This is a genomic window from Rhodoferax sp. (assembly GCF_044236835.1).
In the GTDB taxonomy this organism is placed as follows: Bacteria; Pseudomonadota; Gammaproteobacteria; order Burkholderiales; family Burkholderiaceae_C; genus Allorhodoferax.
In genome coordinates this window covers 85,307-105,481 of sequence record NZ_JBIIGC010000014.1, presented here as the reverse complement: position 1 = coordinate 105,481, position 20,175 = coordinate 85,307, and the positions used below count along the sequence as shown (strand labels likewise).

Below are 20,175 nucleotides of genomic sequence, written 5' to 3'. Positions count from 1 at the left end.
GATTACATTGAAGGTTTTTACAATCGAGTCCGCAGGCACAGTCATCTTGACCAAATGAGCCCGCTTGCGTTCGAGCAACTTCAAACTGGAAGTTGATTTATGTCTACGAAAGCGGGTGACGTCCAAGTAGCTTCAAGTTCGCTGGCTCGTCCTTGAAGCGGCGTTTGGTCTCGTCCTCGTACTGCTTGGTCGTCTGCCCGTCCTTCAGCACATGCAGCGTATAGGTGTCGAACTTGTAGCGCTCATCGCTGTTGGGCGGCTCACGCGAGATAGCGTTGTGGTTCGGCTCGTATGAGGTGATGACGCCACAGTAGGGTCCAAAGCTCGTGTTCTGGAAAAGGCGGAAGTAATGGCAGGCGTCGTAGATCGAAGCCGCCACCAAGATGGCCGTACCGCGGTGGTTATCCAGTCGAGGCTTCAAGCTGAAGTCCTCGATGATGTTGGCGATGATGCGCTGTTTGCGTTCGCCGGCGCTCATCAGCTTTTCCAGCGTCGCCCAGCGGCCGCGAAGTACTGACTTCTGGTAGCGGTTCAGGTTCTTCGTCTTCTGTTCGAACCAGGCGTCGATCTTCTCCGGGGTCAGCAGTTGCTGCGGTACGTCTCGCGCCTCGTACTTCAGGTCCAATACGACCTTGTCGGCCACCGCCTGGTGGAACTTGTAGGTGTGGATGTAGGTGCCGAACACGTCGCGCGTCATCTGTTTGTCGCGCCGCAGCAGCGGGGTGCCGGTGAAGCCGATGAACACCGCGCCCTCCAGCCAGCGCTTCATCTGCTTGTTCATGTCGCCGCCCTGGGTGCGGTGGCACTCGTCGACGAAGACGTAGAAGCGGCCTTGCACCTTGGGCGCCGCCCCTGTTAGGTCGGGCTCGAACTTGTGGATCAGCGCGCACAGCAGGCGCGGCGTGGCGGCAGCCAGCTTCTGCGCGAACTCGGCGCGTGAGGTGATGCGTGGCGAAGCCGAGTCGGTGCCGATAACGCCGGCGTTGCGCATCACCCCCTCGATCTGCTTGTCCAGTTCGTCGCGGTCGGTGATGACGAGAATGCGCGCATCCGGGTCGTGCTCCAGCAGCCACTTGGCGATCAGCACCATCAGGATGCTCTTGCCGCTGCCCTGGGTGTGCCAGATCACGCCGCCCTCGCGGCGCGCCATGCGCTCCTGCGCGGCCTTGACACCGAAGAACTGGTGCTGGCGCGGTACCTTCTTCTGGCCGGCGTCGAAGATGATGAAGTTGCGGATTAGGTCCAGCAGCCGCGCCTTGTTGCATAGCTGCACCAGCGGCCGGTCCAGCAGCACGCCGGGCGACCCGTCGGCAGCCTTCGGGTCTTCGTCCTTCCACTCCACGAAGAACTGTTCCGGCGTGCCCGTGGTGCCGTAGCGCAGCCCCTGCGAATCGCTGCCCGCCAGCACCAGCTGCACGGTGCTGAAGAAGCTCTTGTTGAAGATCTCTTCCTGGTTCGTGATGAGCTGGCGCACGCCGTCGGCCAGCTCCACCGAGCTGCGCTTGAGCTCAACCACCGCGATGGCCAGGCCGTTCAGGTACAGCACGATGTCGGGCCGGCGCTGGTAGCCGCCCTTCAGCGTCACCTCCTCGGCCAGCGCGAAGTCGTTGGCTTCCGGATTCGCCCAGTCGACCAGGTGCACCGTCTCGTGCGCCTGGCCGGCCCCGGTCTGCACCGGTACGCCGTAGCGCAGCAGTTGATAGGTGCGCAGGTTGGCGGCGTATAGCGTGATGCCGGTGGAGTCCGCCGCCGTCTCCAGCTTCTGCAGCGCCGCGCCGATCTGCGCCGGCGTGTAGCCGCGCGCGGTGAGGTTGTCGCGCAGCAGGGCCGTTTCGATGCCCCGGTTCTTCTCGCGCTGGTGCCAGTCGCCCAGGACGCGGTAACCCAGCCCGCCATCCGAACCAGGTGCCGCGAGGCGTTGGACGACGCGGTTCTGCGTTACCCGTTCGGGGCGGAGCGGTTGGGTCATGCGGCGGCTTCCTGCAGTCGTTGCGGTGACCACACCCTCTCAATGAGCGCGGCCACCTCCTCGGTCCAGAGGGGGTCGTGATTGCTACCGATCATGACGTTCCTCTTCTCGTTCTCTTGATGCGTCCAAAAAAAAGTGGCGACATATCAGAACCAAAGTTCAAGACGCTCTTCGAAGCCAGGCTGCTTCAATTCATTCGCGAGATGCAGCAGGCCGCCAGCCATCTTGATGGTGTGCTGTACCGACGCAGCGGGGTGTTCATAGGCGTTCGTCACGCCAGCGGAAACGACCGCATTCAGACCACGAATTGGCAGCAGGCCGGAATGGAAAAACGCAGGGCCGCCCTTGGGCGCCGCGCCATGGTGCGGCACCTGAATGGTGAGCACTTCATCCAGCTGCTGGCGGTAACGCTGAGAGAAGTCGGTCCAGACATCAGCTTCTCCCAATGGTGCGTCACCCGTGCCAAGCCAGCCAGTACGGCGGCCGCTTTGCGCGTTCATGCGGCATGGTCGCCAGTTTGGATACGCCCAGAAGCTCTCACCGCTGCCTGTGTCGTCCCAGCATCTCAGGCGGTAGTCCGCATGCCCCAACCGAGGGGTCTTGGCCGGCCCGGAATACATGCCCAGAGAAATGTGGTTGGCAACGCGGCTTGCCCAAATCGCCCGCGACTTCTTCGGACGCGTGGCGTTGATCGCCTGGCGATAGGCCGCCACGGCCTTCGTCTTGCGGTAAGGGTCGTCCAGCCAGTCCACGATCTTGCTGGCGCCCCTGGGATCATCCAGAGCTGCCATCGGAAAGCCGCACTTCGTCAGGTTCTTTGATAACTGATCCAACAGGTCCTGCTTGACCCCGCGGTTCCAGAAGCGCAGCGTCCAGACCGCCTCGCTAAGGGGCCGGCCAGGCGTGCCCAAGGTCACTTCCGCACTAGCAGGCAGCACTCGTTCGGGGCCCACTTGGCCTACGCCGGCGATGGCTGCCATGCTCATGAGCGGTTGGGTGCCCCCAATCTGATCGGCGGATGCCTGCACACGGTCGTTGCCGCCCGGAAAGGGTTCGTCGGGAGGCAGATCGACGGGGCCTTCCTGGCCGGACGTCGGCCCAACCATGCTCACGTTGACACCGAACAACTGCCCGCCGCCCGTAGCCAGGCGGTGCAGCGCGCGGATCTGCATCGGCCGCCAGCGCTCAGCCTGGCTGGCCAAGACCAGCGGCAGTTCCGTGGGCGAGAGATAAGGCAGGTAGATGCGACGCACGTCGTACAGTGAGGTCAGATGCTTGGCACCGACCATGTGATCCTGGTCGTAGTGCGACAGCACCAACGCGTCGAGCACCTTCCTTCCAGCGCTGTCAGCGCGAGAAACGAGAGGCAGCGTCACGATGCTGTTCATCAACAACGACTTCTTGCCGAACGACACAGCGCCGCAGTCGTAAACATAGTCAAAGCGATAGTCCAGGTCGGCGGCCGACTCGTTGCGGACCTGAACCCTGACCTTGGCGGAGTGGAAGCCGCCCTGACCGATGCCGTGCTGTAGGCGCTTGTGGGTGAGGTGCAAGTGCATTCCGTGGGCCTTGGAGTTGGGCGTGCCGATCTGTCAGTAGGGGGCGCGCGGGCCTTCGGGCAAGGCACCCGCGCCCTCTGCCTTGGTGGCCCGGTACCGGCAGATCAGCAGCGCGCTCAGCGAGGTCACGCGCTGCTGGCCGTCGATCAGGTAGTTCTTGCCGTTGCGCTTGCTGACGATGATGGAGTCGAGGAAATACTCGCCGTAGCCACTGACCGCGGGCGTCTCGTCGGCGGGCTTGTAATGGCTGAAGAACTTGGCCTGCAGGTCGGACAGCAATTCGTCGATGTTCTCCTTCTCCCACTTGTACTCGCGCTGGTACTCGTCGATGGAGAACGACTGGCTCTGCAGCAGCTGCTGCACATTGCGGTAGTGCGGGGTGATGGCGCTCATACCAGGCGGGTGCTTCCAGTCAGGAGTTCCTGCATCATCCCTTGCTTGAGCGCGCGGGTCTTGTCGCGGCGGGCTTGGAGAGCGGTCAGTTCGGCGTCCATGTCGGACAGGACGGCGGCGATCGCGGCCTGTTCAGCAACGCTGATGCTTGGAAGTGGCGCGCTCTTGAGCATCCCAATCCCAAGTATCTGCATCGTTCCTCCTTGAGAGACTTTCTCCCAGTAGCCGTCCGATCGCAGCTTGAGCAAGCACTGGAAGACAAACCCTTGGTCAGCCTTTGCTGGGTCGACTGTGATCTTTGCAAGGCGACTAGTGATAAGTCCGCGATCGACGGATTCGGGGACTAGGCCCAACTTCCCGAGGCTCCCAGTCTTCGAAATGATGATGTCACCCGGGTACACAGCGCTGCGCTTCAGATCTTCGAACTTCCGGGGTGTGATGTAGCGCTGAATTCGCTCGGTGATGTACTCGTCGCATAGGTGCTCCATCTCGATCAAAGGCACGCCCGATTCGACGTATTCATCCACCTTCAACTGACTTCCGAACGGGCCGTCCACGATGGCGAAACGATCGCTCGTGATGAGGTCTTCAAGGGTCTTCACCTCCCACTTGCCCTGAAAGCCCGGAAGCCGTGTCTGGCCGGTGAGGAGTTGCTGCATGGCGGCCTGCTTGAGGTCGTGCTTCTTGGCGATGAGGCGGTCTAGCCCAGCCAGCAGCTCATCTGTGTCGCTCAGCGCTGTCGCAATAGCGCGTTGTTCCAAGAGTGTCGCCGGAACTGGTATCTCAAACAGTCGCACGGTGGCGATCGAGAACTCTAGTCGGGTTGTGCCCACTACGGCTCGTGAGATGCGCGCCTGGGTGCTAACGCTCTCCAACTGGTGGGCAATGTACTCACCGCAATAGTCTTGGCGGGGTCTCAACCTAGCTAGCTCCCGGCTGATGTTGCCGGTGAAGCCGATAGGAACTAGTCCAACGCGGCCGATCGTTCCCTTGATAGAAACTAAAACGTCACCCGACTTCACGCGACTTCTCGCGTAGGGTCGCTCAGATTCCATTGACGTCCGGTGAAGAGGTGCCCGACTGATCTCCTTGACGAATTTGATTGCGACGATGGGGACACCACTGTCTACGTTCCGACCGACTTGAACAACGCCGTAGCAAATCGGCGCACTCGGATCGACAAACTCGGCCGCCGCGACTGCTTGCCAATCGATCGGAATGACGCCAACCCCAGTGTGCTGGTAGCCCGGCTTCACTTCCATGTCGCCCCCATCGCTGCTAGGTGCGCTTCAACCTTGGTCGTCAGCGCCGCCACTTCGTCGGTGAGTTTCGGCAGCGGCGTCGCGTAGCGCTCTGCCAGTTCGCGAATGCGACCGGTCAGGGTCTGCGAGACGCGATCGAGTTCGCCCTGCACGGCGCCCGCCAGCGTCGCCATCCACTTGCCTTCGATAACCAGCAACTGGATGTCGGCCTGAGTCAACGCCGGGTACTTCTCGTATGCCATCGTGTCCAGCGCCGCCTCGCCCTCGCGGATCTGCTTCTTGAGCGTGGCGATGCGGTTGGCCAGATCCAGCCACTGCTTGAGCAGCTTCAATTCATCGGCGCTGTCGCGGGCGCCGCCGATCTCGCGGATGCGCTCCTTCACCGCCACGGCCGTGATGCTGTCGTAGCCCGCGAAGATGCCCTCGTCACCGCCTTGCTCTTCCTCCAGCTCGGTCTGGCTGGCCACTGCCGCGTCCAGCTCGGCCTCCAGAGCGTCGAGGGCGGCCTGCTCCTTGGCGAAGTAACGGTCCACGATCAAGGGCTTGGGGATCAGCTCGCAGGTCCAGCCGCGGTCCTTGGTCTTGCCCTTCTTGTCCGTCTCCAGGATGCGGCTGGTTTTGGCCACCCAGCCGTCGGCGGCGATGAGGTAGGCGTCGTCCTGCATCGTGGCGGCCCAGTAGTCCATCAGGTGCTGGTAGACGTCGTAGGCGTCGATCAGCGGCACGTCGGCAAAGGCAGCCAGCAGCTCTTCGGCCAACGTCTCGATCAGCGTCTTGGGGTGGCCGCCGGCGTCGAAGGCTTGCAGGCGCGTCGTGGCGGCGGTGCGCCAGTCGGCAAAGCGCTGCGTGGCCTGGCTGTTGAAGGCCCGGAACTCGGCATGGCCCAGGATGGCCGCCTTCAGCTCGGGCAGCGGTAGCCTCAACTGAACGTAGCCGACGTGGCCCGCGGATTCGAAGAAGCCCTGGCGCACGCCGCGCAGCACCTGCCAGTAGGGCGCCAGCGGGCTGGTCGGGTCATCCAGGTCGCGCACCGGGATACCGCCGCGCAGGTGGGCGGTGATGTCGTGTAGGTCCTCCGGCTCGCTGCTGTCGATGTAGCGCGGCAGGTTGAGGTTGAAGTCATTCTTCGGATCGGCGATCTCGGCCAGCGGCACCAGGCGGGCATAACGCGGCACGTCGGCCTGGCGCTGGAAGGTGTCGACGATGCGGTGGATGTCCTGCTCGCGCAGGCGGTTCTTGTTGCCGTCCTTGATGTAGCCCTTGCTGGCGTCGACCATGTAGATGCCAGTGCCCGCGGCCGCGCGCGCCGCGGCGCCGGCTTTGTCGAGCACCAGGATGCAGGCGGGAATGCCGGTGCCGTAGAACAGGTTGGCTGGCAGGCCGACGATGCCCTTCAGGATGCCCGAGCGCACCAGCTGCCGGCGGATGGTGGCTTCGGCGTTGCCGCGGAACAGCACGCCGTGCGGCAGGATGCAGGCGCCCTGGGCCGTGCCCTTCATCGACCGGATGATGTGCAGGAGGAAGGCGTAGTCGCCCTGCTTGGCCGGCGGCTCGCCCCACGCGAAGCGCTGCCAGGTGTCGGCGGCCGGGGTCAGGCCGGTGCTCCAGGTCTTCACCGAGAACGGCGGATTGGCCACCACGTAGTCGTAGGTGCGCAGTTGCTGGCCGTCCCTGAACTTCGGGTCGGCCAGCGTGTTGCCCGTCAGGATGCTGGCCGTCGGGAAGTCGTGCAGGATCATGTTCATGCGCGCCAGGCCGGCGGTGGTCACGTCCATCTCCTGGCCTTCCAGGGTGATGTGCGTGCCGGCCTGGGCCGCCACCTTCAGCAGCAGCGAGCCCGAGCCGCAGGTGGGGTCGTAGGCCGTGGTCGAGGCCTTGGCGTTGTGCGGCCCGACGCCCAGCACCTTGGCGATGACGCGGCTGACCTCCGACGGTGTGTAGAACTGGCCCTTGCTCTTGCCACTTTCGGTGGCGAAGTGGCGCATCAGGTACTCGTAGGCGTCGCCCAGGATGTCGTCGTTCTCGGCGCGGTTGTCCGAGAAGTCGAGCTCGGGCTTCTGGAAGATGCCGACTAGGTTGCTCAGCCGCTCGACCATCGCAGAGCCCTCGCCCAGCTTGTTGGGGTCGTTGAAGTCAGGAAAGTCGCTGCGCGCCAAGCGGCTGTTGGCGTCGATCAGCGGTTGGATGACCTGAGTGTTGATCTTGTCGCCGATGTCGGCCTTGCCCTTCAGCGCAACCATGTCCTTGAAGCTCGCGCCCTTGGGGATGACCACCGGCGGCGCGAAGTCTTCGCTGGTGCCGTACTTGTCGCTGATGTACTTGATGAACAGCATGAACAGGACATAGTCCTTGTACTGGCTGGCATCCATGCCGCCGCGCAATTCGTCGCAACTGGCCCAAAGGGACGAGTAGAGGTCGGACTTCTTGATCGCCATTGATGGAAGTTTGGTACGCGTTACGTCGATACAGGGCTGTTGCGGTCGAAAAAGTCCGTCATGGCTGGAAGCCCGACGTGAAGAATCGAACAGACAGGGGAAGTCTGCAGGCGGACATATCCCAATAGCGTGGCGCTCTTCTATGCGAATAGGCAGCAGCTTGAGTCATTTTTTCTCCCCGAGTGTGCTGGATCGTAACAGTCTGGGAGGTCAAGTAAGGAGCCAGCATCACTCTCAGCGGCGACGTTTGCTGCGCAAACTACGCGTGACGGCCCCTGACAAGCTGGCGCTTGTTGCGTGGCCTTCTTTTTGGAGGCACGTGCGGTTTGCCGAATTGTTGGGCGCAACGTTGCGCAACCGGTCCACAGTTCAAGGCCGGCAATGTCTTCAACTGCACACCCATGGAGTCCGGGATTGGCGTACTCCGTTTGGATTGATACGTCGCTCAGATGGTTGGTGACCAGAAAACGACGGGATTTCTTTCCATGGCTGATGGATATAAAAGTCCTCAAGGATTGCGTATTCCGGTTTACTTGGCCACCTATTCCGGGAACCACTGACCAGTCGGCTGGTGTTCACCCCTTATCCTTCGGCTCAAGTCAGCATGTGCTTACCTCAAGCTAGACAGGACCCGACCCGGAAGCGACATGCGCTATCCCGATCTCGATGCCCCAAAGCTGCCGTCGGATCAACCGGCGGCAGCGCGACCATGGCGCAAGGTAGCCGCAAATGAGACAGTCGCTCCTGCTTCAGCGTCCAGGCTAGCGCAAGCGCTTATTCTGCTCAACGCAGCGCTCGCCAAGGGCCGAAACTGATGGCTGGAGGTCTTGCAGGACACCACTAGCGATTTGTCCAGATGCTCCAGCGCAAGGCGTAGCCTTGCGTCAAGCCAGAAGAAGAGCGAATTTCCACCAAAGCGGCGGTCAGTGAAGCAAAATCGCTGATAGAGGAATGCTCAACTTCCAGGAGAGCCTCTTCTTCAACACCTTCAGACTTCTCTGCGGGGCCGATTCGGAATTCATCGACGAGCTTGCAAGCGGTAGCAACCGATCTCAGCGAGGCCTTGAAGCGAGTCTTCGCATCGGAAAGATCCCCAAATAGAGCGCTGTAGAGATTCACGGTCCTGTAGTTCCCAGGACCCTGAGAGATTGTGGCCTTGAAGAAAACACTCGGCACGGGAATCTTCAGTCTGTGCTCCGACCCTAAGCCGTCCCCTGAAATGCGCCTGCCAAGAATGTTATCGAAGTTGTCTTCGGCATCAAGAGTTAGTCGGGCGATGAAGCTTTCAAACGCTTCGCCTGATGTCGGCGCGCAGACGCGCTTTGGCTTGGGTTTAAGCTTTGCGAAGTAACCATAGGAGTCGAGCGTAGTCGGAAAGCTAAAGAAGCTCTCACTCTTCTCGTCGATACCGGGGGGCGCGGCGCGAAGTGTCACTTCGACGACTCGGGACCTTTCGCCAGCGTCCATCTCCGCTTCAAACATGCGTAGGGAATCTACTGAAAAGCCGACCAGGGATCGAGTGCCCTCTTTGCTTCTTCGCCCTGCGAAGGCGATGCCGGCAAATCTGGCCGGCCGTTCTGAGAGATTTGAGATGGAGATATCGCTGGATCGAAAGTAGGGATCCCACGCCTTCGTAAGGTTCGAGGCCTCCAGCCGTGTCGTATCAGTGCTTTTGGTCAACTGCAGGCAGACCGCCTCTGAATACTCTTCGGGTGGCATCAACATGCCAGCTTGGCCGATGTCAGTCCGGTTCAAGTATCTGTTGCTAAACGCCAAGAGCGGACTGTCCGCCGTGTCTTTTCCCTGAGACGATAGGGCACGGGCGATCCCCAACCGAATGGACAAATACCGGCCCTGCGGATCGAGGTAGTAACCGGTGTCGGGCGCAAGCCTGCCCGACGCTTCGAGAAATGCGGGAACGTCCCGCTCCAGCGAATCCACGTCGTTGATGAACTTCTGGACGGAAGGCTGGGTCGAAAACTCACCGACCATGAGGTGACGAACATAGGCATAGGCGGCCATTACATCTGCGCGGCATTCCGAAACTTGCGGTCTATCCGTTGGCATGCTCACGTGCCAAAACTCATGCAGCAAGACAAATCTTAGAATCGTTGCTTGTGTGGTCTGATCGCGACCATCCGCGAGCCGCCGCAGGAATCGCCTGCCAATTTTGACGATGCCGTCTTTGGCGAAGGCGTCGCCGCCATCGTCAATCTCGATCGGCACTCGCATCGCCGGGCCCCGTCCTGGCTGACTGGCGTAAACCTTTGCAGCATCCGATGCAAATGACTGGTCGGGCAGTGGAACGGACTCCTCAGCCGAGGCTAGGCGGGCAAAAATGGCGAGACAAGCGCCGGCGAGGTAGCGACTCGCCAAGCTCATTTGGCGACTTCAGAGGAGGACGAACGACTGGTGGCGCGCCTGGCAGCGCGCGCAGGCATTCTGGCGAACTTGGACGCATGAAACACAGCCAACAGCATGGCGCTGAACAGCAGCCAGATTGCGGTGTATGCTGCCGCGAGCAGACGGAATCTTTCTCTTGTGAGTTCGCGCTGATCACTGAAATACGCTGCGAAATCACCTGCAATGCGTTCCACAAGATGCCCGCAAGTCTCTTGGTTGTGAATCCCCACGACAATCATCAGCCCCGTGTTGTAGTACTCGCAGGTCCATTCCTTTCTCAGGTCAAAGTAAGCCTGCGACATCAGTAACAACACGATTAGCTGAATAATTGCCGTTAAGAACCAAAATCTTGGTTTGGTGAGACGCTGATACAGTTTAGGTGCCATGAGTATCAGCGCGTATAGAGTTGCGGATCCAACGCCGCACCAGCCTGCGACATAGGCGCTATCGGACGAGTTGACGTCGAGCCTAATGTCAAATACGAAGAAGGCGAGTACGTTCGAAGACAGCCAAGCGCTGAACGCGAAAGCTGGGAGCCAGAATCTCTGCATCGCGTTCACTTTCACTGTAGGCATATATCGAGAGTGGATGGCGCTCCCGCGACGCCGATACTGTATGGACCGCGCTCGATGGACTGACCGTCGCGCGACGCCTTGAAGATCCATAGCCCCGGGTTGAGTTCCACGAACGCGGGGTCCGTCGGGCCGCTGAATCGCTTCCAAACCCCCTTGGGTTTCAGCAGCTCTGCGACGGCCACAACGTCAAACCGCTGCTCAGTTGCATTCGATCGGCAGTCTCTCTTGACGACGACTTGGATCCTGATCGCCATCCGTCGAACATAGTCAGTCAGGCCCGAGCCCCCATCGTCGAGAAACGTCGCCTTCAGCGCCGCATCACGTTTGAGACTGAGGGCCACCGCTTCTGCTGCCTCGTTGTCCCCGCGGACGCCGATTTCATCAATCGCCTCCTTGTACTGCGAGGTGATCGCCTGCAAGTCATCGGACACGACAATTTTTCCGCCTGCAGCAGCGGTTGAAAGTTTGGTGATGGACTTGGCAAAGTCCTTGAGATTTGCATGCGTCGAAGTATCTGAATTCGCGGTTTTCTGAAGCGCGATCATCAGGCCTGGTAGCAGGGCCTCAAAGGCATTTTCTTCAGTATTTGCAAAGGAGACCGCTGGCATCGACGCGGCCGTGGAAAGGACGATGCACGAGATTAAATTGGCGAATGTCATTGTGCTCAACTTTCAGCGAAGCGATCGGTTCTTGACTGTGAACGGCTTATGAAGGGGCAAGGCCCGTCCGAAACAAATTGCGATGATGTCACAGCTGAACTGCAGCGCACAATCGTTATCGGCGCTGCGCGTGAGGGCCGGCCGGCCGCTCGCTCTTGGCTTCGAGGGCCCCCGTGCGTATGTCCATCCTTCGAGATGGTGGTGCCCCACGTTCTATTACGCCCGGTTCGGACGTGAGCTTTCTACTGCCGAAAGTGGCCTCTCGTCTACGTCCGGTTGTGGCCCAAAGCAGACGGATGGCGAATCGCGGCTAACCGGCAGCTTCCGCTGCAATCCCAACATCTAAAGCCGATCATCCCCCTCCTTCCCCAACCTCACCGGCACAGCCTTCGCCAACGCCATCCACACATGAAACGGCAGTTGCGCCACCGCCCGCTTGGGCGCCCCCCGCAACACCTCTAGCCGCCCCTCTGCGTAAACCATCACCCCGCATTCAGCTGGAATCTCTTCGGGCGAAGCGATTGGCTCCCCCCTGGCGTTGCACCCCAGCACGTACCAGCACTGCCCGCCAATGCCCAGGTACGCATTGCGCTTGTCCTTGTTCTTCAGGTCCCCCAACAGGTCCGCTCTGCTGACCTTGATCTCGTGCACGATGGGTTCAAGGTAACTTTGCACCGTGGAGTTGCGAATGGAGAACACGTCGGGGATGCAGGTCCGCCAGCGCCGCTCCCGTTCTTCAGACGGTGGCAGTGGTGCCATCAGCTGCAAACCCTTCCAGGCTATGCGCCCATCCTCCACCATCATGCTGGCGATCTTGTCAACCATGGTGTTGTGCGCAGACAGGGCCTCCCGGTTCGCCTGTGCTGCCGCTGCCAGGTACTTGAGCCCCGCATCGGTCACCCGCATGCATTCCACCCCAGCAGCATCAGGAACCCGCTGCAGCAGTCCCGCTGCCAGCAGCTCAATCTCGATCACATCCTGGTAGGGCCAACCTGCTGACCGGTACAGCTCGCGCAGCCGCTTTGCATGTACGCGCTTAAGGTTCGGGAAGGTGCTGAGGTTCATATCACGTTGATCTTTGCTGCTCACTGACCTGCCAGCACTCAAGCCCTCGCCACCGGAATCCCCGCCCAATCGGTGGTGTACCCCGGCGTTCTGCGCTCCTGGCGCATAGACCACACCCGGCGGTCTCCGTCCAGTCCGGAACTCGCTATCTTCATCGTCCCCTTGCCATAGCGCTGGTTGATTGCATCAAGCGCCGACATCAGCCGCGAGTTCTCTGCCATGTCTTCCAGGGATGCTTCGTCGCCGAGTTCCAGTTCTCCTTGGCGGATGCTGTCACTTTGCAAGTCCATCAACATCACCCCCGCCTTGGCGTAGTTGAACCCTGGTCGGTAGATGGCCTGCAGCCCCAATACTGCGGCCTGCACGATGGCACCGGTATCGGCCGTGGGGCGACGCAGGGGCACGCTGATGCTGCGGCTGTACTGCTCATCCCTCCTAAAGGGGCTCGTGCGTATGAACACCATCACCTGGGCGGCGAGGCTGCTTTGCTTGCGCAGCTTCTCGGCTGCCCGGCTGGAAAACTCACTGACCGCCTCGGTCAACGCCGACAGGGCAGTCACTGCATGGCCAAAGGAGCGGGTGCAAGCGATCTCCTGTTTGGGCGCCGGTGCGTCATCCAGACCGATGCAAGGCGTGCCCTGCAGCTCCCGTACCGTTCGCTCCAGCACCACCGACCAGCCGCGCCGCACAGTGGCCACATCCATGCGTACCAGGTCCTGCACCGTCTGGATGCCGCTGTCCATGAGCTGTTTACCAATACGCCTGCCAATGCCCCAGACCTCGCCCACCTCGGTGGCTTCAAACACCGCTTGCCGCTCTGCGTGAGACAGGATGGCCAGGTTGCACACCTGTGCCAAGTGGGCAGGATAGAGGCCGGGCTTGCGTTCAGCCGTCTTGGCAACGTGGTTGGCCAACTTGGCCAGGGTCTTGGTCGTGCCAATTCCCACACAGCAGGGCACGCCCACCCATTGCAGGATGCGCGAGCGGATCTTGTGGCTGCGCTCCACCAGGTCACCCGGTACACCGTCCAGGCCGATAAAGGACTCGTCAATGGAGTAGATCTCTTGGGTGGGGCCCAGGCCCGCTGCCAGACTCATCATCCGGTCGCTGATATCGCCATACAGGGCGAAGTTGGCGGACAGCGCCACCAGGCCTGCTGAGTCTTCGAAGTGTTTGACCTGGAACCACGGAGCGCCCATCTTGATCCCCAGCGCCTTGGCCTCGTTGGAGCGGGCAACACAACAACCGTCGTTGTTGCTGAGCACCACCGCTGGCACGCCCCTGAGGCTGGGGCGGAAGATGCGCTCACACGACACGTAAAAGTTGTTGCCGTCGACCAAGGCGTACATGGCAGAGTTAGGTCAAACGTTGAACCGCTTGATGGCGCTGGTCACCACGCCCCAGACCTCAATGGTTTGGCCCTCCTTGGGGGTGATGTCAGGGTAGGTGGGACTGGCAGCCTTGAGCTTCATGCGTCCTGCGCGCTGGTACAGCACCTTAACCGTGAACTCACCGTCCACCACGGCCACCACGATGTGGGTGTTGCGCGGCTTGATAGCTCTGTCGACCACCAGGATGTCGCCATCGAAGATGCCTGCGTCCACCATGGAGTGCCCACTTGCGCGCACGAAATAGGTGGCCTGAGAATGCTTGATCAGAAGCTGGGCAAGATCGATCCGCTGGGCACCCAGGTCTTCTGCAGGCGAGGGGAACCCGGCCTGCACCCGACCGCGCACCAGCAGCACGTCCAGTGGGGTGGCAGAGACCGGCAGGGGATGGGTGAATTGCTCATGACTGTACATTCATCCAGTATAGTAAAGCTGAGAGCCGCAATCAGGCAAAACGGGAAGCAGGGAGAACAAAGCAGCATGTACAGCCACTACCAAGCCGTCAAAGAGCGAGAGAAGTACCGGCGCCACTTCAGTGTGCTGGCGCCGTCCGAGGATGCCAAGCTCGACCTCTGGCCCGGCTACCTCGGTCCCTTCATCCGCAAGCACCCACATGCCGATGTGGGTGACGAGGCGGTACCGGCGCTAGAAGCCCTCACCGGCCTCTTCGGCCTAGTGCCCCACTGGGCCACCGACACCAAGATCACCCGCCACACCTACAAGTGCCGCAGCGAGACAGCTGCTGAGAAGCCGAGCTTCAGAGACGCCTTCCAACGCAACCAGCGCTGCATCATCCCAGCGGACGCCTTCTACGAGCCTGACTGGCGCAGCGGCAAGGCGGTGGCCACCCGCATCGAATCGGCAGACGGATCGCCTTTTGGGATCGCTGGGCTGTGGTCGAGCTGGAAGGACCCCAAGAACGGCTGGGTGCATAGCTACACCATGCTCACCCTCAATGCAGACCAGCACCCACTGATGAACCACTTCCACAAACCCACCGATGAGAAGCGCATGGTGGCGATCTTGCCGCCGCAGAGTTACCGTGATTGGCTGGACGCCACGGCACCCATCCTAGAGTTCATGCTGCCGTACCCGGCGGACGCCATGCAGGTGATCGAGCAACCAACAAGCAGCAAGGGGTTGTTTGCATGAAGCCGTATTCGGTGCCGTATTCGGTACTGATGGTCTGCATGGGCAACATCTGTCGCAGCCCAACCGCGCACGGGGTGCTGCGGCACAAGGCCCAAGCGCTAGGGTTGCAAGACACCTTGGTCGTGGACTCGGCTGGCACCCACAACTACCACCCTGGCAGCCCACCAGATGCGCGCTCACAAGCCCATGCCCGCATGCGCGGCTACGACCTGTCAAACCTGCGCGCGCGCCAAATTGAGGACGCTGATTTCGAGCGGCACGACCTGATCTTGGTGATGGACTGGGACAACCTGGCGCTGACCGAAGCCCTGTGCCCGCCACAGCACCGGCGCAAGGTGCGCAGGCTTACCGAGTTCTGTTTGGTCCAAGACAAGCCCGTCGTTCCGGACCCGTACTACGGTGGCGCGAATGGGTTTGAGGAGGTGTTGGACTTGGTGGAGGATGCTTGCGATGGGTTGCTGGGACAGATCAAGGGGGGAAGGCTAAAGTGATTGGGGCGTATTACTAACTTGCATGTTTAACCAATTGGTCGGTGCGATACCTTAAACGGACCGCTTTAGGTGCTTAAGGATTTTTTCATTTTCTAAGCGTGCCCCTTCTCGAGCCATGGACTGCGCCAACGGATGATGGATCGACGCGATGCGCACTTTTGTGTACTTCGACAGGGGCAACAAAACTTTTCTCGCGGTGGTCCCAACCAGAACAATGCACTTGAGATTGTTCTTTTCCATTGCCGTGACGAGGGTCTCCAAATGGGGCTCAGCGTCCTTAAGGTCGGCAGCCCTCGGTTTCCTAGCATCATCCCCTGACCCAAGGAACCATGGCACTACGTTCCAGATGGCGTAGTCGGCCGGAACGAATTCAGCAACCTCAAGTTGGCTTCCCAAGTTGGTTGCAGTAGGGTCACTATTGCTGATGGAAACCATAGCGCTATCGACGGCCCGAGGGCCCGGGGACTCAAGAAGAAAGAGAAATCGAGCACTCTCGTTGCCGTTGGCGGGATCGAATCCAGGCACCTTTGCCTCGGGACCACGAGCTTCTTGTATGCGCGCGACCAGATTTTTGAACGTCATAACAGGGACACTTTTTTTCGTGATTCTTTTAACCCGTCCAAGTTTGCCGGATTCAACAAAGTGGCACCATGCCCACTGAAGTTCTCTTTGAATCCTTTTTGCAGCTTGCTAACGGGGCGTTGACGGCCCAAAGTCCTGCGAGGCACTCTATCCATGAATCTTCCATCCCGAATCGCCGGCTTGCTGCTTGCACTAACCACTATGACCAGCCACGCCATCGAAGAACCGAGCTACACCGTGGTGCGGCAGCTCGACGGCATCGCTATCCGCGAATATCAGCCCTACACCGTGGCTGAGGTGGTTGTTTCCGGCGAAGCAAACGAGGCAGGCCGCCGCGCATTCCCGATTCTTGCGGGCTACATTTTTGGCAAGAACAAGGGCGAGCGTAAGCTGGCCATGACTGCACCGGTCACCCAGGCCGCCATGCCGGTGAAGCTCGAAATGACAGCGCCTGTGACCCAGGCTGCCGCGCCGGGCGGCTACCTGGTGCAGTTCGTGTTGCCCCGGGGCGTTACCGTGGCCAATGCGCCAGAGCCCACCGATGCACGGGTTATGTTGCGCGAAGTGCCTGTTAGCCGATTTGCTGTGATCCGTTACTCCGGATTTTGGTCCGAGTCCAACTACACCGAGCACCTGACCAAGCTGCAAACTGCCATGAAGGCAGCTGGCATCGCCTGGGCTGGCGAGCCGATTTTGTCGAGGTACAACGGTCCTGCAACGCCGTGGTTCATGCGGCGCAACGAGATCTGGTTGCCTGTGGCGGATGGTCAGTAGCGCAAACCGCTGGGCACGTGATGCAACCCATTGATGCGCTGGCAGCGGCTTTTTCTCCCTTGCGGACACATCCTTTTGCCTACCCGGCGCTGGAGGTCGTTCACATCGTGGGCATCGCGCTGCTGCTGGGCAACCTAGTTTTGCTGGAGCTGCGGGTGTGGGGAGCCGGGGCAAGCTTGCCTGTACCCGGCTTGGCCCGACTGACTTTGTTGCTAGTGGCGGCCGGGTTTAGCCTGGCTGCCTTGTCTGGCTTGCTGATGTTTGTGAGCCAGGCCAATGAGTTGATATCCAACCGCGCCTTTGTCAGCAAGATGGGATTGCTCACCCTGGCGGCATGCAATGCGGCCTGGTTTCACGGACGTGGCTCGCTGGTGAAACTCGATGGCGTGGCCCGTTTCCAAGTGGTGTTGTCCACGCTGATCTGGCTGGCGGTGATCACGTGTGGCCGTTGGATTGCATACATTTGACTGTCACCTGCTCAACATAACCAACCTACCCACCACGCCCAAAGGAGTTTTCCATGGACAGAAGAACCGCGCTGCAATGGCTGGCTGCCACCTCTTTGCCGCTCAGCTTGGATGTGAAGGCGCACCATGGCTGGAGCAGTTTCGATTTGGACCGCCCGCTGTACTTAGAGGGCAAGGCCACCCGCGTGAAATGGCACAACCCGCACACTGAGCTGCTGCTGGAGCTTGCGGCGCCGCTTGCGCTGCCGGCTGACTTAGCCCGGCGCAGCCTGCCAGCGCAAACCGCCAGCGTCGATGGGCCCAGCCTGCTGAAAAAGGCGGTGTTGCCCCAACGTGCGGACCCGGTTTGGGAGGTTGAATTGGCGCCGCTGTCGCGCATGGAAGCCTGGAAAGTGCCTGAAATCAAACCTGGCCAGACGCTGGCCCTGCTGGGATTCACCTTCAAGGATGAAAAAGGTGGCGCGATTGTGCGGGTGGAATACCTGTGGCTCAATGGCAAGACTTATGCTTTGAGGTCATCCCCGGCATAAGGCTGCGCTACCCTCAGTTCGCTCGAACTGGCGTTGGCAAGGGCAGCGGCAAACCTCTGCGTTGCATTTCAATGCGCAGCAAGTCGGGCCTGTCGGTCACGATGCCATCAACACCCATGTCCATGACTTCGGCCATTCGCGCCGGCTCGTTGACCGTCCAGGCAAGCACGGTGAGGCCCAAGGCCTTGGCTTCCTTGATTACTGCAGCATTGAGATCCAGATGAAAGGCAGACCAGATGCGCCCACCCGCAGCGTGAACCATTTTTGGAACTGACAGGTGATCGGCATGCGCGAACCCGGCGGTCCACGCTGAGCCGGTGGCGCGGCCCGCACCGATGTTGTCGAAGTTGCGCTGCTGAATGGACAGGTACACGGTGCCAATGTCCGGTGCTGCCCGCTGAACCGCCTGCAATGCGCGCCAGTCGAAAGACAAAATTGTGGTTCGCTCAGCCAGCCCTGCGGCCCGCACCGCGTCAACCACCTTGGCCGCAAAGGGGCCGGGTGCCGGGGTTTCGTTTGGCGCGTCTGGGCGGGTCTTGATTTCGAGCGCAAGCCGCACGTCTCGGTTGCCAGACCTTTGCACTAGGTCAAACAAGTCTTGCAGCCGTGGTATCCGGGCTCCATCGTGAGCCACCTGCTCTGGATACTGCGCTGCATAGCGACTGCCGGCCTTTAGGCGCCCCACATCGTACTGGCGCAAGTCGGTGTAATTTGTCCGCCAGATCACCGGCCCGGTCTGCCCGAGGAACTGGCCGTCTGGCCCGCGTGTGATGTCGGGATTCAAAGCCGGGTCGTGTGAAATGACCAACACACCGTCTTGGCTCACCGCCAAATCGGTTTCCAAGGTCGTGACTCCTATGCTCAGCGCCACTGCAAATCCTGGCAAGGTGTTCTCAGGCGCAAGAGCCCGTGCCCCCCGGTGGCCTTGCAGATCAAACGCAGCGGTTTGGAGGCTCAAACCGCAGCACGCAGCCGCTATCCATGCTTTCATGAAAACTCCTTGCATTAACAGGGCCGATCCACACCCCAGTTGCTTGGCCTCAAGCGGGCTGACCGCATGCAGCCAATTTGATCAAACTTCAGACGGGGTAGCCGGCAGATGTTGTCTTCACCGATTCTCGATGTGTCGTAATGGCGGAGCCGCATCTGGCGGCATCGCATGTGGTGACTTGTACGGTTGTTGGGGACGTACTTGTGTTTTTGCCGCAGCTTTCAAGTCGTCCAGATTCTTTGCCCAATTCTGCAGCATCGATCGACGTTGTTCTAGGTTTAATGTGTTTGTTGACGGGTAAGCGAGCCCTCAAGGCCTTTTCCAATCCCCGTGTTGGGTCACTGGAGCAGCGTCCAACGATCACCGCGTACTGAAGAACATTCCTTCAGTAGCCAAGAATTCGCGAGGCGGTCTGATAGACCCCTCGCTTCTGAACTTTGCGACACTTCACGCACTCGACCGCACGCTGGCTTGGTGTTCAAACACTCTAGGCCTTGCAAAGCAGATCAATTAACTTAAGGACGATAGAACCTCTGAGGTCAATCGCAATCGCAACTTTGCTAGCCTATCGAAGCTACTTTTTTTGCATAACTAGACAACTTCAATGCAACATATATTTATTTGGAAATGACCATGACTTTTGTCAATGAATACATCTCATCAAAAGATCGTGAACGCTATAAGCTTGAGGCGTTTGAGAAGAGGTTCTTTCGGATCAATCCAAGCCTAGATTGGGCGATTGACAGGGAGCGAGATATCTTTTTGCGGGTTCTAAATCCTGCAGCTAGAGGATCAGAACCTGGAGATCCAGATGCACGATATGAGAAAGATTTTCATTTCCACAGGATGGGTTACGACTATCTGGTATCCACAAGGCGATTGGATGTCCAGGAACTTCAATCCTTTCCGGGCGAAATATTTCAAAGCGACAACTTTCGTAAGGAGGGTGCCCGAGTTTTGCACTTCTATCTTCGTCATATCGGTGAAATGGGCAGACCAAAAAAGGATGCGCAGAGCGCATTGAGTACAGACCGTCAACAAGTGCTCAGCGATCTAGAATGTGCCTTGGCTTACGGAGAGGGGGGAGTTTTTGCCAGTTTGACGAAAGAGCAAACTGCTGAACCCCGCTATGCCATTATCAAGGTCGCTCGTTATGCGGAGGTGACAGCATGAGCACATTGACGCTACAAGAAGCCATGGACTTGTTAAGCACGGAATCAGGTCAATACAAAGCGTGCAGCAACTGTACGACCTTGCAAAACAAGTGAATGTCGACGCCTCAGGCCGTGTGACGATTCTCTATAGCGGCAAAAACCACTAAGGACTGTGCCGACAAAAAGCCACTACTGACCCCACAGTAAATCTTCGATGGAATGAAACTCAACGGTGAGAGTATCCGAATCGTTGATGACACCGTTATCTTTGGCCTTGGCGGTTGGATGGGGCATAGTCTTCGCTGCCTCGGGCCTACCAAATTCAG

19 protein-coding genes are annotated in these 20,175 nt (G+C 59.8%); 6 read left to right on the top strand and 13 right to left on the bottom strand.

Going from position 1 to position 20,175, the window contains the following annotated elements; translation table 11 throughout:
• Nucleotides 1-103 precede the first annotated feature (103 nt).
• The 11 genes from ACILRC_RS11190 to ACILRC_RS11140 all read right to left on the bottom strand — a co-directional run bounded on the left by ACILRC_RS11190 (nucleotide 104) and on the right by ACILRC_RS11140 (nucleotide 14,122).
• Entirely contained in the window at nucleotides 104-1,969 is a 1,866-nt protein-coding gene (locus ACILRC_RS11190) for a type I restriction endonuclease subunit R (protein WP_395669453.1), read from the bottom strand.
• Nucleotides 1,970-2,115: 146 nt separating this feature from the next.
• The gene (locus ACILRC_RS11185) at nucleotides 2,116-3,528 is read right to left on the bottom strand and encodes a hypothetical protein (RefSeq protein WP_395669452.1); all 1,413 of its coding nucleotides are present in this window, start codon (nucleotides 3,526-3,528) and stop codon (nucleotides 2,116-2,118) included.
• A gap of 33 nt (nucleotides 3,529-3,561) precedes the next feature.
• Complete coding sequence (locus tag ACILRC_RS11180) at nucleotides 3,562-3,921, bottom strand: DUF262 domain-containing protein (RefSeq protein WP_395669451.1); 360 nt, start codon at nucleotides 3,919-3,921, stop codon at nucleotides 3,562-3,564.
• The gene (locus ACILRC_RS11175) at nucleotides 3,918-5,183 is read right to left on the bottom strand and encodes a restriction endonuclease subunit S (RefSeq protein WP_395669450.1); all 1,266 of its coding nucleotides are present in this window, start codon (nucleotides 5,181-5,183) and stop codon (nucleotides 3,918-3,920) included. The genes ACILRC_RS11180 and ACILRC_RS11175 overlap by 4 nt, the downstream gene beginning before the upstream one ends.
• Nucleotides 5,174-7,618: an N-6 DNA methylase gene (locus ACILRC_RS11170; protein ID WP_395669449.1), complete on the bottom strand. Its 2,445-nt coding sequence runs from the start codon at nucleotides 7,616-7,618 to the stop codon at nucleotides 5,174-5,176. The genes ACILRC_RS11175 and ACILRC_RS11170 overlap by 10 nt, the downstream gene beginning before the upstream one ends.
• Nucleotides 7,619-8,458: 840 nt before the next feature.
• On the bottom strand, nucleotides 8,459-10,000 hold the full coding sequence (locus tag ACILRC_RS11165; RefSeq protein WP_395669448.1) for a hypothetical protein: 1,542 nt from the start codon (nucleotides 9,998-10,000) through the stop codon (nucleotides 8,459-8,461).
• Nucleotides 9,997-10,587: a hypothetical protein gene (locus tag ACILRC_RS11160; protein ID WP_395669447.1), complete on the bottom strand. Its 591-nt coding sequence runs from the start codon at nucleotides 10,585-10,587 to the stop codon at nucleotides 9,997-9,999. The genes ACILRC_RS11165 and ACILRC_RS11160 overlap by 4 nt, the downstream gene beginning before the upstream one ends.
• Nucleotides 10,584-11,255, bottom strand: a complete 672-nt coding sequence (locus tag ACILRC_RS11155) for a hypothetical protein (protein ID WP_395669446.1) — start codon at nucleotides 11,253-11,255, stop codon at nucleotides 10,584-10,586. The genes ACILRC_RS11160 and ACILRC_RS11155 overlap by 4 nt, the downstream gene beginning before the upstream one ends.
• A gap of 342 nt (nucleotides 11,256-11,597) precedes the next feature.
• Nucleotides 11,598-12,320, bottom strand: coding sequence for a hypothetical protein (locus tag ACILRC_RS11150; protein ID WP_395669445.1), 723 nt, complete (start codon nucleotides 12,318-12,320; stop codon nucleotides 11,598-11,600).
• 38 nt (nucleotides 12,321-12,358) lie between these two features.
• The gene (locus tag ACILRC_RS11145) at nucleotides 12,359-13,669 is read right to left on the bottom strand and encodes a Y-family DNA polymerase (RefSeq protein ID WP_395669444.1); all 1,311 of its coding nucleotides are present in this window, start codon (nucleotides 13,667-13,669) and stop codon (nucleotides 12,359-12,361) included.
• Nucleotides 13,670-13,681: 12 nt separating this feature from the next.
• Nucleotides 13,682-14,122, bottom strand: a complete 441-nt coding sequence (locus ACILRC_RS11140) for a LexA family protein (RefSeq protein ID WP_395669443.1) — start codon at nucleotides 14,120-14,122, stop codon at nucleotides 13,682-13,684.
• A 66-nt stretch (nucleotides 14,123-14,188) separates the two neighbouring features.
• Here ACILRC_RS11140 and ACILRC_RS11135 point away from each other — a divergent pair, with 66 nt between their 5' ends.
• Nucleotides 14,189-14,860 (top strand): SOS response-associated peptidase, encoded by a 672-nt coding sequence (locus tag ACILRC_RS11135; protein ID WP_395669442.1) that lies wholly within the window; start codon nucleotides 14,189-14,191, stop codon nucleotides 14,858-14,860.
• Nucleotides 14,857-15,351, top strand: coding sequence for a low molecular weight protein-tyrosine-phosphatase (locus ACILRC_RS11130; RefSeq protein WP_395669441.1), 495 nt, complete (start codon nucleotides 14,857-14,859; stop codon nucleotides 15,349-15,351). Before ACILRC_RS11135 ends, ACILRC_RS11130 begins: the two co-directional genes overlap by 4 nt.
• A 51-nt stretch (nucleotides 15,352-15,402) precedes the next feature.
• On the opposite strand, the gene ACILRC_RS11125 is transcribed toward ACILRC_RS11130, so the two are convergent.
• Nucleotides 15,403-15,933 carry a uracil-DNA glycosylase gene (locus tag ACILRC_RS11125; RefSeq protein ID WP_395669440.1) on the bottom strand — a complete coding sequence of 177 codons (531 nt, stop codon included), beginning with the start codon at nucleotides 15,931-15,933 and terminating at the stop codon, nucleotides 15,403-15,405.
• A 201-nt stretch (nucleotides 15,934-16,134) separates the two neighbouring features.
• Here ACILRC_RS11125 and ACILRC_RS11120 point away from each other — a divergent pair, with 201 nt between their 5' ends.
• From ACILRC_RS11120 to ACILRC_RS11110, 3 genes are read left to right on the top strand one after another with little or no spacing between them, the layout of a single operon-like run.
• Nucleotides 16,135-16,707 (top strand): SOUL family heme-binding protein, encoded by a 573-nt coding sequence (locus tag ACILRC_RS11120; protein ID WP_395669439.1) that lies wholly within the window; start codon nucleotides 16,135-16,137, stop codon nucleotides 16,705-16,707.
• Between the two features lie 20 nt (nucleotides 16,708-16,727).
• Nucleotides 16,728-17,174, top strand: coding sequence for a hypothetical protein (locus ACILRC_RS11115; RefSeq protein ID WP_395669438.1), 447 nt, complete (start codon nucleotides 16,728-16,730; stop codon nucleotides 17,172-17,174).
• Between the two features lie 53 nt (nucleotides 17,175-17,227).
• Nucleotides 17,228-17,704 (top strand): DUF6152 family protein, encoded by a 477-nt coding sequence (locus ACILRC_RS11110; RefSeq protein WP_395669437.1) that lies wholly within the window; start codon nucleotides 17,228-17,230, stop codon nucleotides 17,702-17,704.
• A gap of 13 nt (nucleotides 17,705-17,717) precedes the next feature.
• Here the strand turns inward: ACILRC_RS11110 and ACILRC_RS11105 are convergent, their stop codons facing one another.
• Complete coding sequence (locus tag ACILRC_RS11105) at nucleotides 17,718-18,695, bottom strand: glycerophosphodiester phosphodiesterase (protein ID WP_395669436.1); 978 nt, start codon at nucleotides 18,693-18,695, stop codon at nucleotides 17,718-17,720.
• A 633-nt stretch (nucleotides 18,696-19,328) separates the two neighbouring features.
• Here ACILRC_RS11105 and ACILRC_RS11100 point away from each other — a divergent pair.
• Nucleotides 19,329-19,868 carry a hypothetical protein gene (locus ACILRC_RS11100; protein WP_395669435.1) on the top strand — a complete coding sequence of 180 codons (540 nt, stop codon included), beginning with the start codon at nucleotides 19,329-19,331 and terminating at the stop codon, nucleotides 19,866-19,868.
• Nucleotides 19,869-20,175 lie beyond the last annotated feature (307 nt).

What these genes read in the sequence shown, in the direction of transcription:
- ACILRC_RS11140 (WP_395669443.1), bottom strand. Translation starts at nt 14,122, where the DNA reads ATGTACAGTCATGAGCAATTCACCCATCCCCTGCCGGTCTCTGCCACC.
- ACILRC_RS11130 (WP_395669441.1), top strand. Translation starts at nt 14,857, where the DNA reads ATGAAGCCGTATTCGGTGCCGTATTCGGTACTGATGGTCTGCATGGGC.
- ACILRC_RS11125 (WP_395669440.1), bottom strand. Translation starts at nt 15,933, where the DNA reads ATGACGTTCAAAAATCTGGTCGCGCGCATACAAGAAGCTCGTGGTCCC.
- ACILRC_RS11185 (WP_395669452.1), bottom strand. Translation starts at nt 3,528, where the DNA reads ATGCACTTGCACCTCACCCACAAGCGCCTACAGCACGGCATCGGTCAG.
- ACILRC_RS11145 (WP_395669444.1), bottom strand. Translation starts at nt 13,669, where the DNA reads ATGTACGCCTTGGTCGACGGCAACAACTTTTACGTGTCGTGTGAGCGC.
- ACILRC_RS11170 (WP_395669449.1), bottom strand. Translation starts at nt 7,618, where the DNA reads ATGGCGATCAAGAAGTCCGACCTCTACTCGTCCCTTTGGGCCAGTTGC.
- ACILRC_RS11175 (WP_395669450.1), bottom strand. Translation starts at nt 5,183, where the DNA reads ATGGAAGTGAAGCCGGGCTACCAGCACACTGGGGTTGGCGTCATTCCG.
- ACILRC_RS11120 (WP_395669439.1), top strand. Translation starts at nt 16,135, where the DNA reads ATGACCAGCCACGCCATCGAAGAACCGAGCTACACCGTGGTGCGGCAG.
- ACILRC_RS11100 (WP_395669435.1), top strand. Translation starts at nt 19,329, where the DNA reads ATGACTTTTGTCAATGAATACATCTCATCAAAAGATCGTGAACGCTAT.
- ACILRC_RS11150 (WP_395669445.1), bottom strand. Translation starts at nt 12,320, where the DNA reads ATGAACCTCAGCACCTTCCCGAACCTTAAGCGCGTACATGCAAAGCGG.
- ACILRC_RS11115 (WP_395669438.1), top strand. Translation starts at nt 16,728, where the DNA reads ATGCAACCCATTGATGCGCTGGCAGCGGCTTTTTCTCCCTTGCGGACA.
- ACILRC_RS11105 (WP_395669436.1), bottom strand. Translation starts at nt 18,695, where the DNA reads ATGAAAGCATGGATAGCGGCTGCGTGCTGCGGTTTGAGCCTCCAAACC.
- ACILRC_RS11190 (WP_395669453.1), bottom strand. Translation starts at nt 1,969, where the DNA reads ATGACCCAACCGCTCCGCCCCGAACGGGTAACGCAGAACCGCGTCGTC.
- ACILRC_RS11110 (WP_395669437.1), top strand. Translation starts at nt 17,228, where the DNA reads ATGGACAGAAGAACCGCGCTGCAATGGCTGGCTGCCACCTCTTTGCCG.
- ACILRC_RS11135 (WP_395669442.1), top strand. Translation starts at nt 14,189, where the DNA reads ATGTACAGCCACTACCAAGCCGTCAAAGAGCGAGAGAAGTACCGGCGC.
- ACILRC_RS11180 (WP_395669451.1), bottom strand. Translation starts at nt 3,921, where the DNA reads ATGAGCGCCATCACCCCGCACTACCGCAATGTGCAGCAGCTGCTGCAG.
- ACILRC_RS11165 (WP_395669448.1), bottom strand. Translation starts at nt 10,000, where the DNA reads ATGAGCTTGGCGAGTCGCTACCTCGCCGGCGCTTGTCTCGCCATTTTT.
- ACILRC_RS11155 (WP_395669446.1), bottom strand. Translation starts at nt 11,255, where the DNA reads ATGACATTCGCCAATTTAATCTCGTGCATCGTCCTTTCCACGGCCGCG.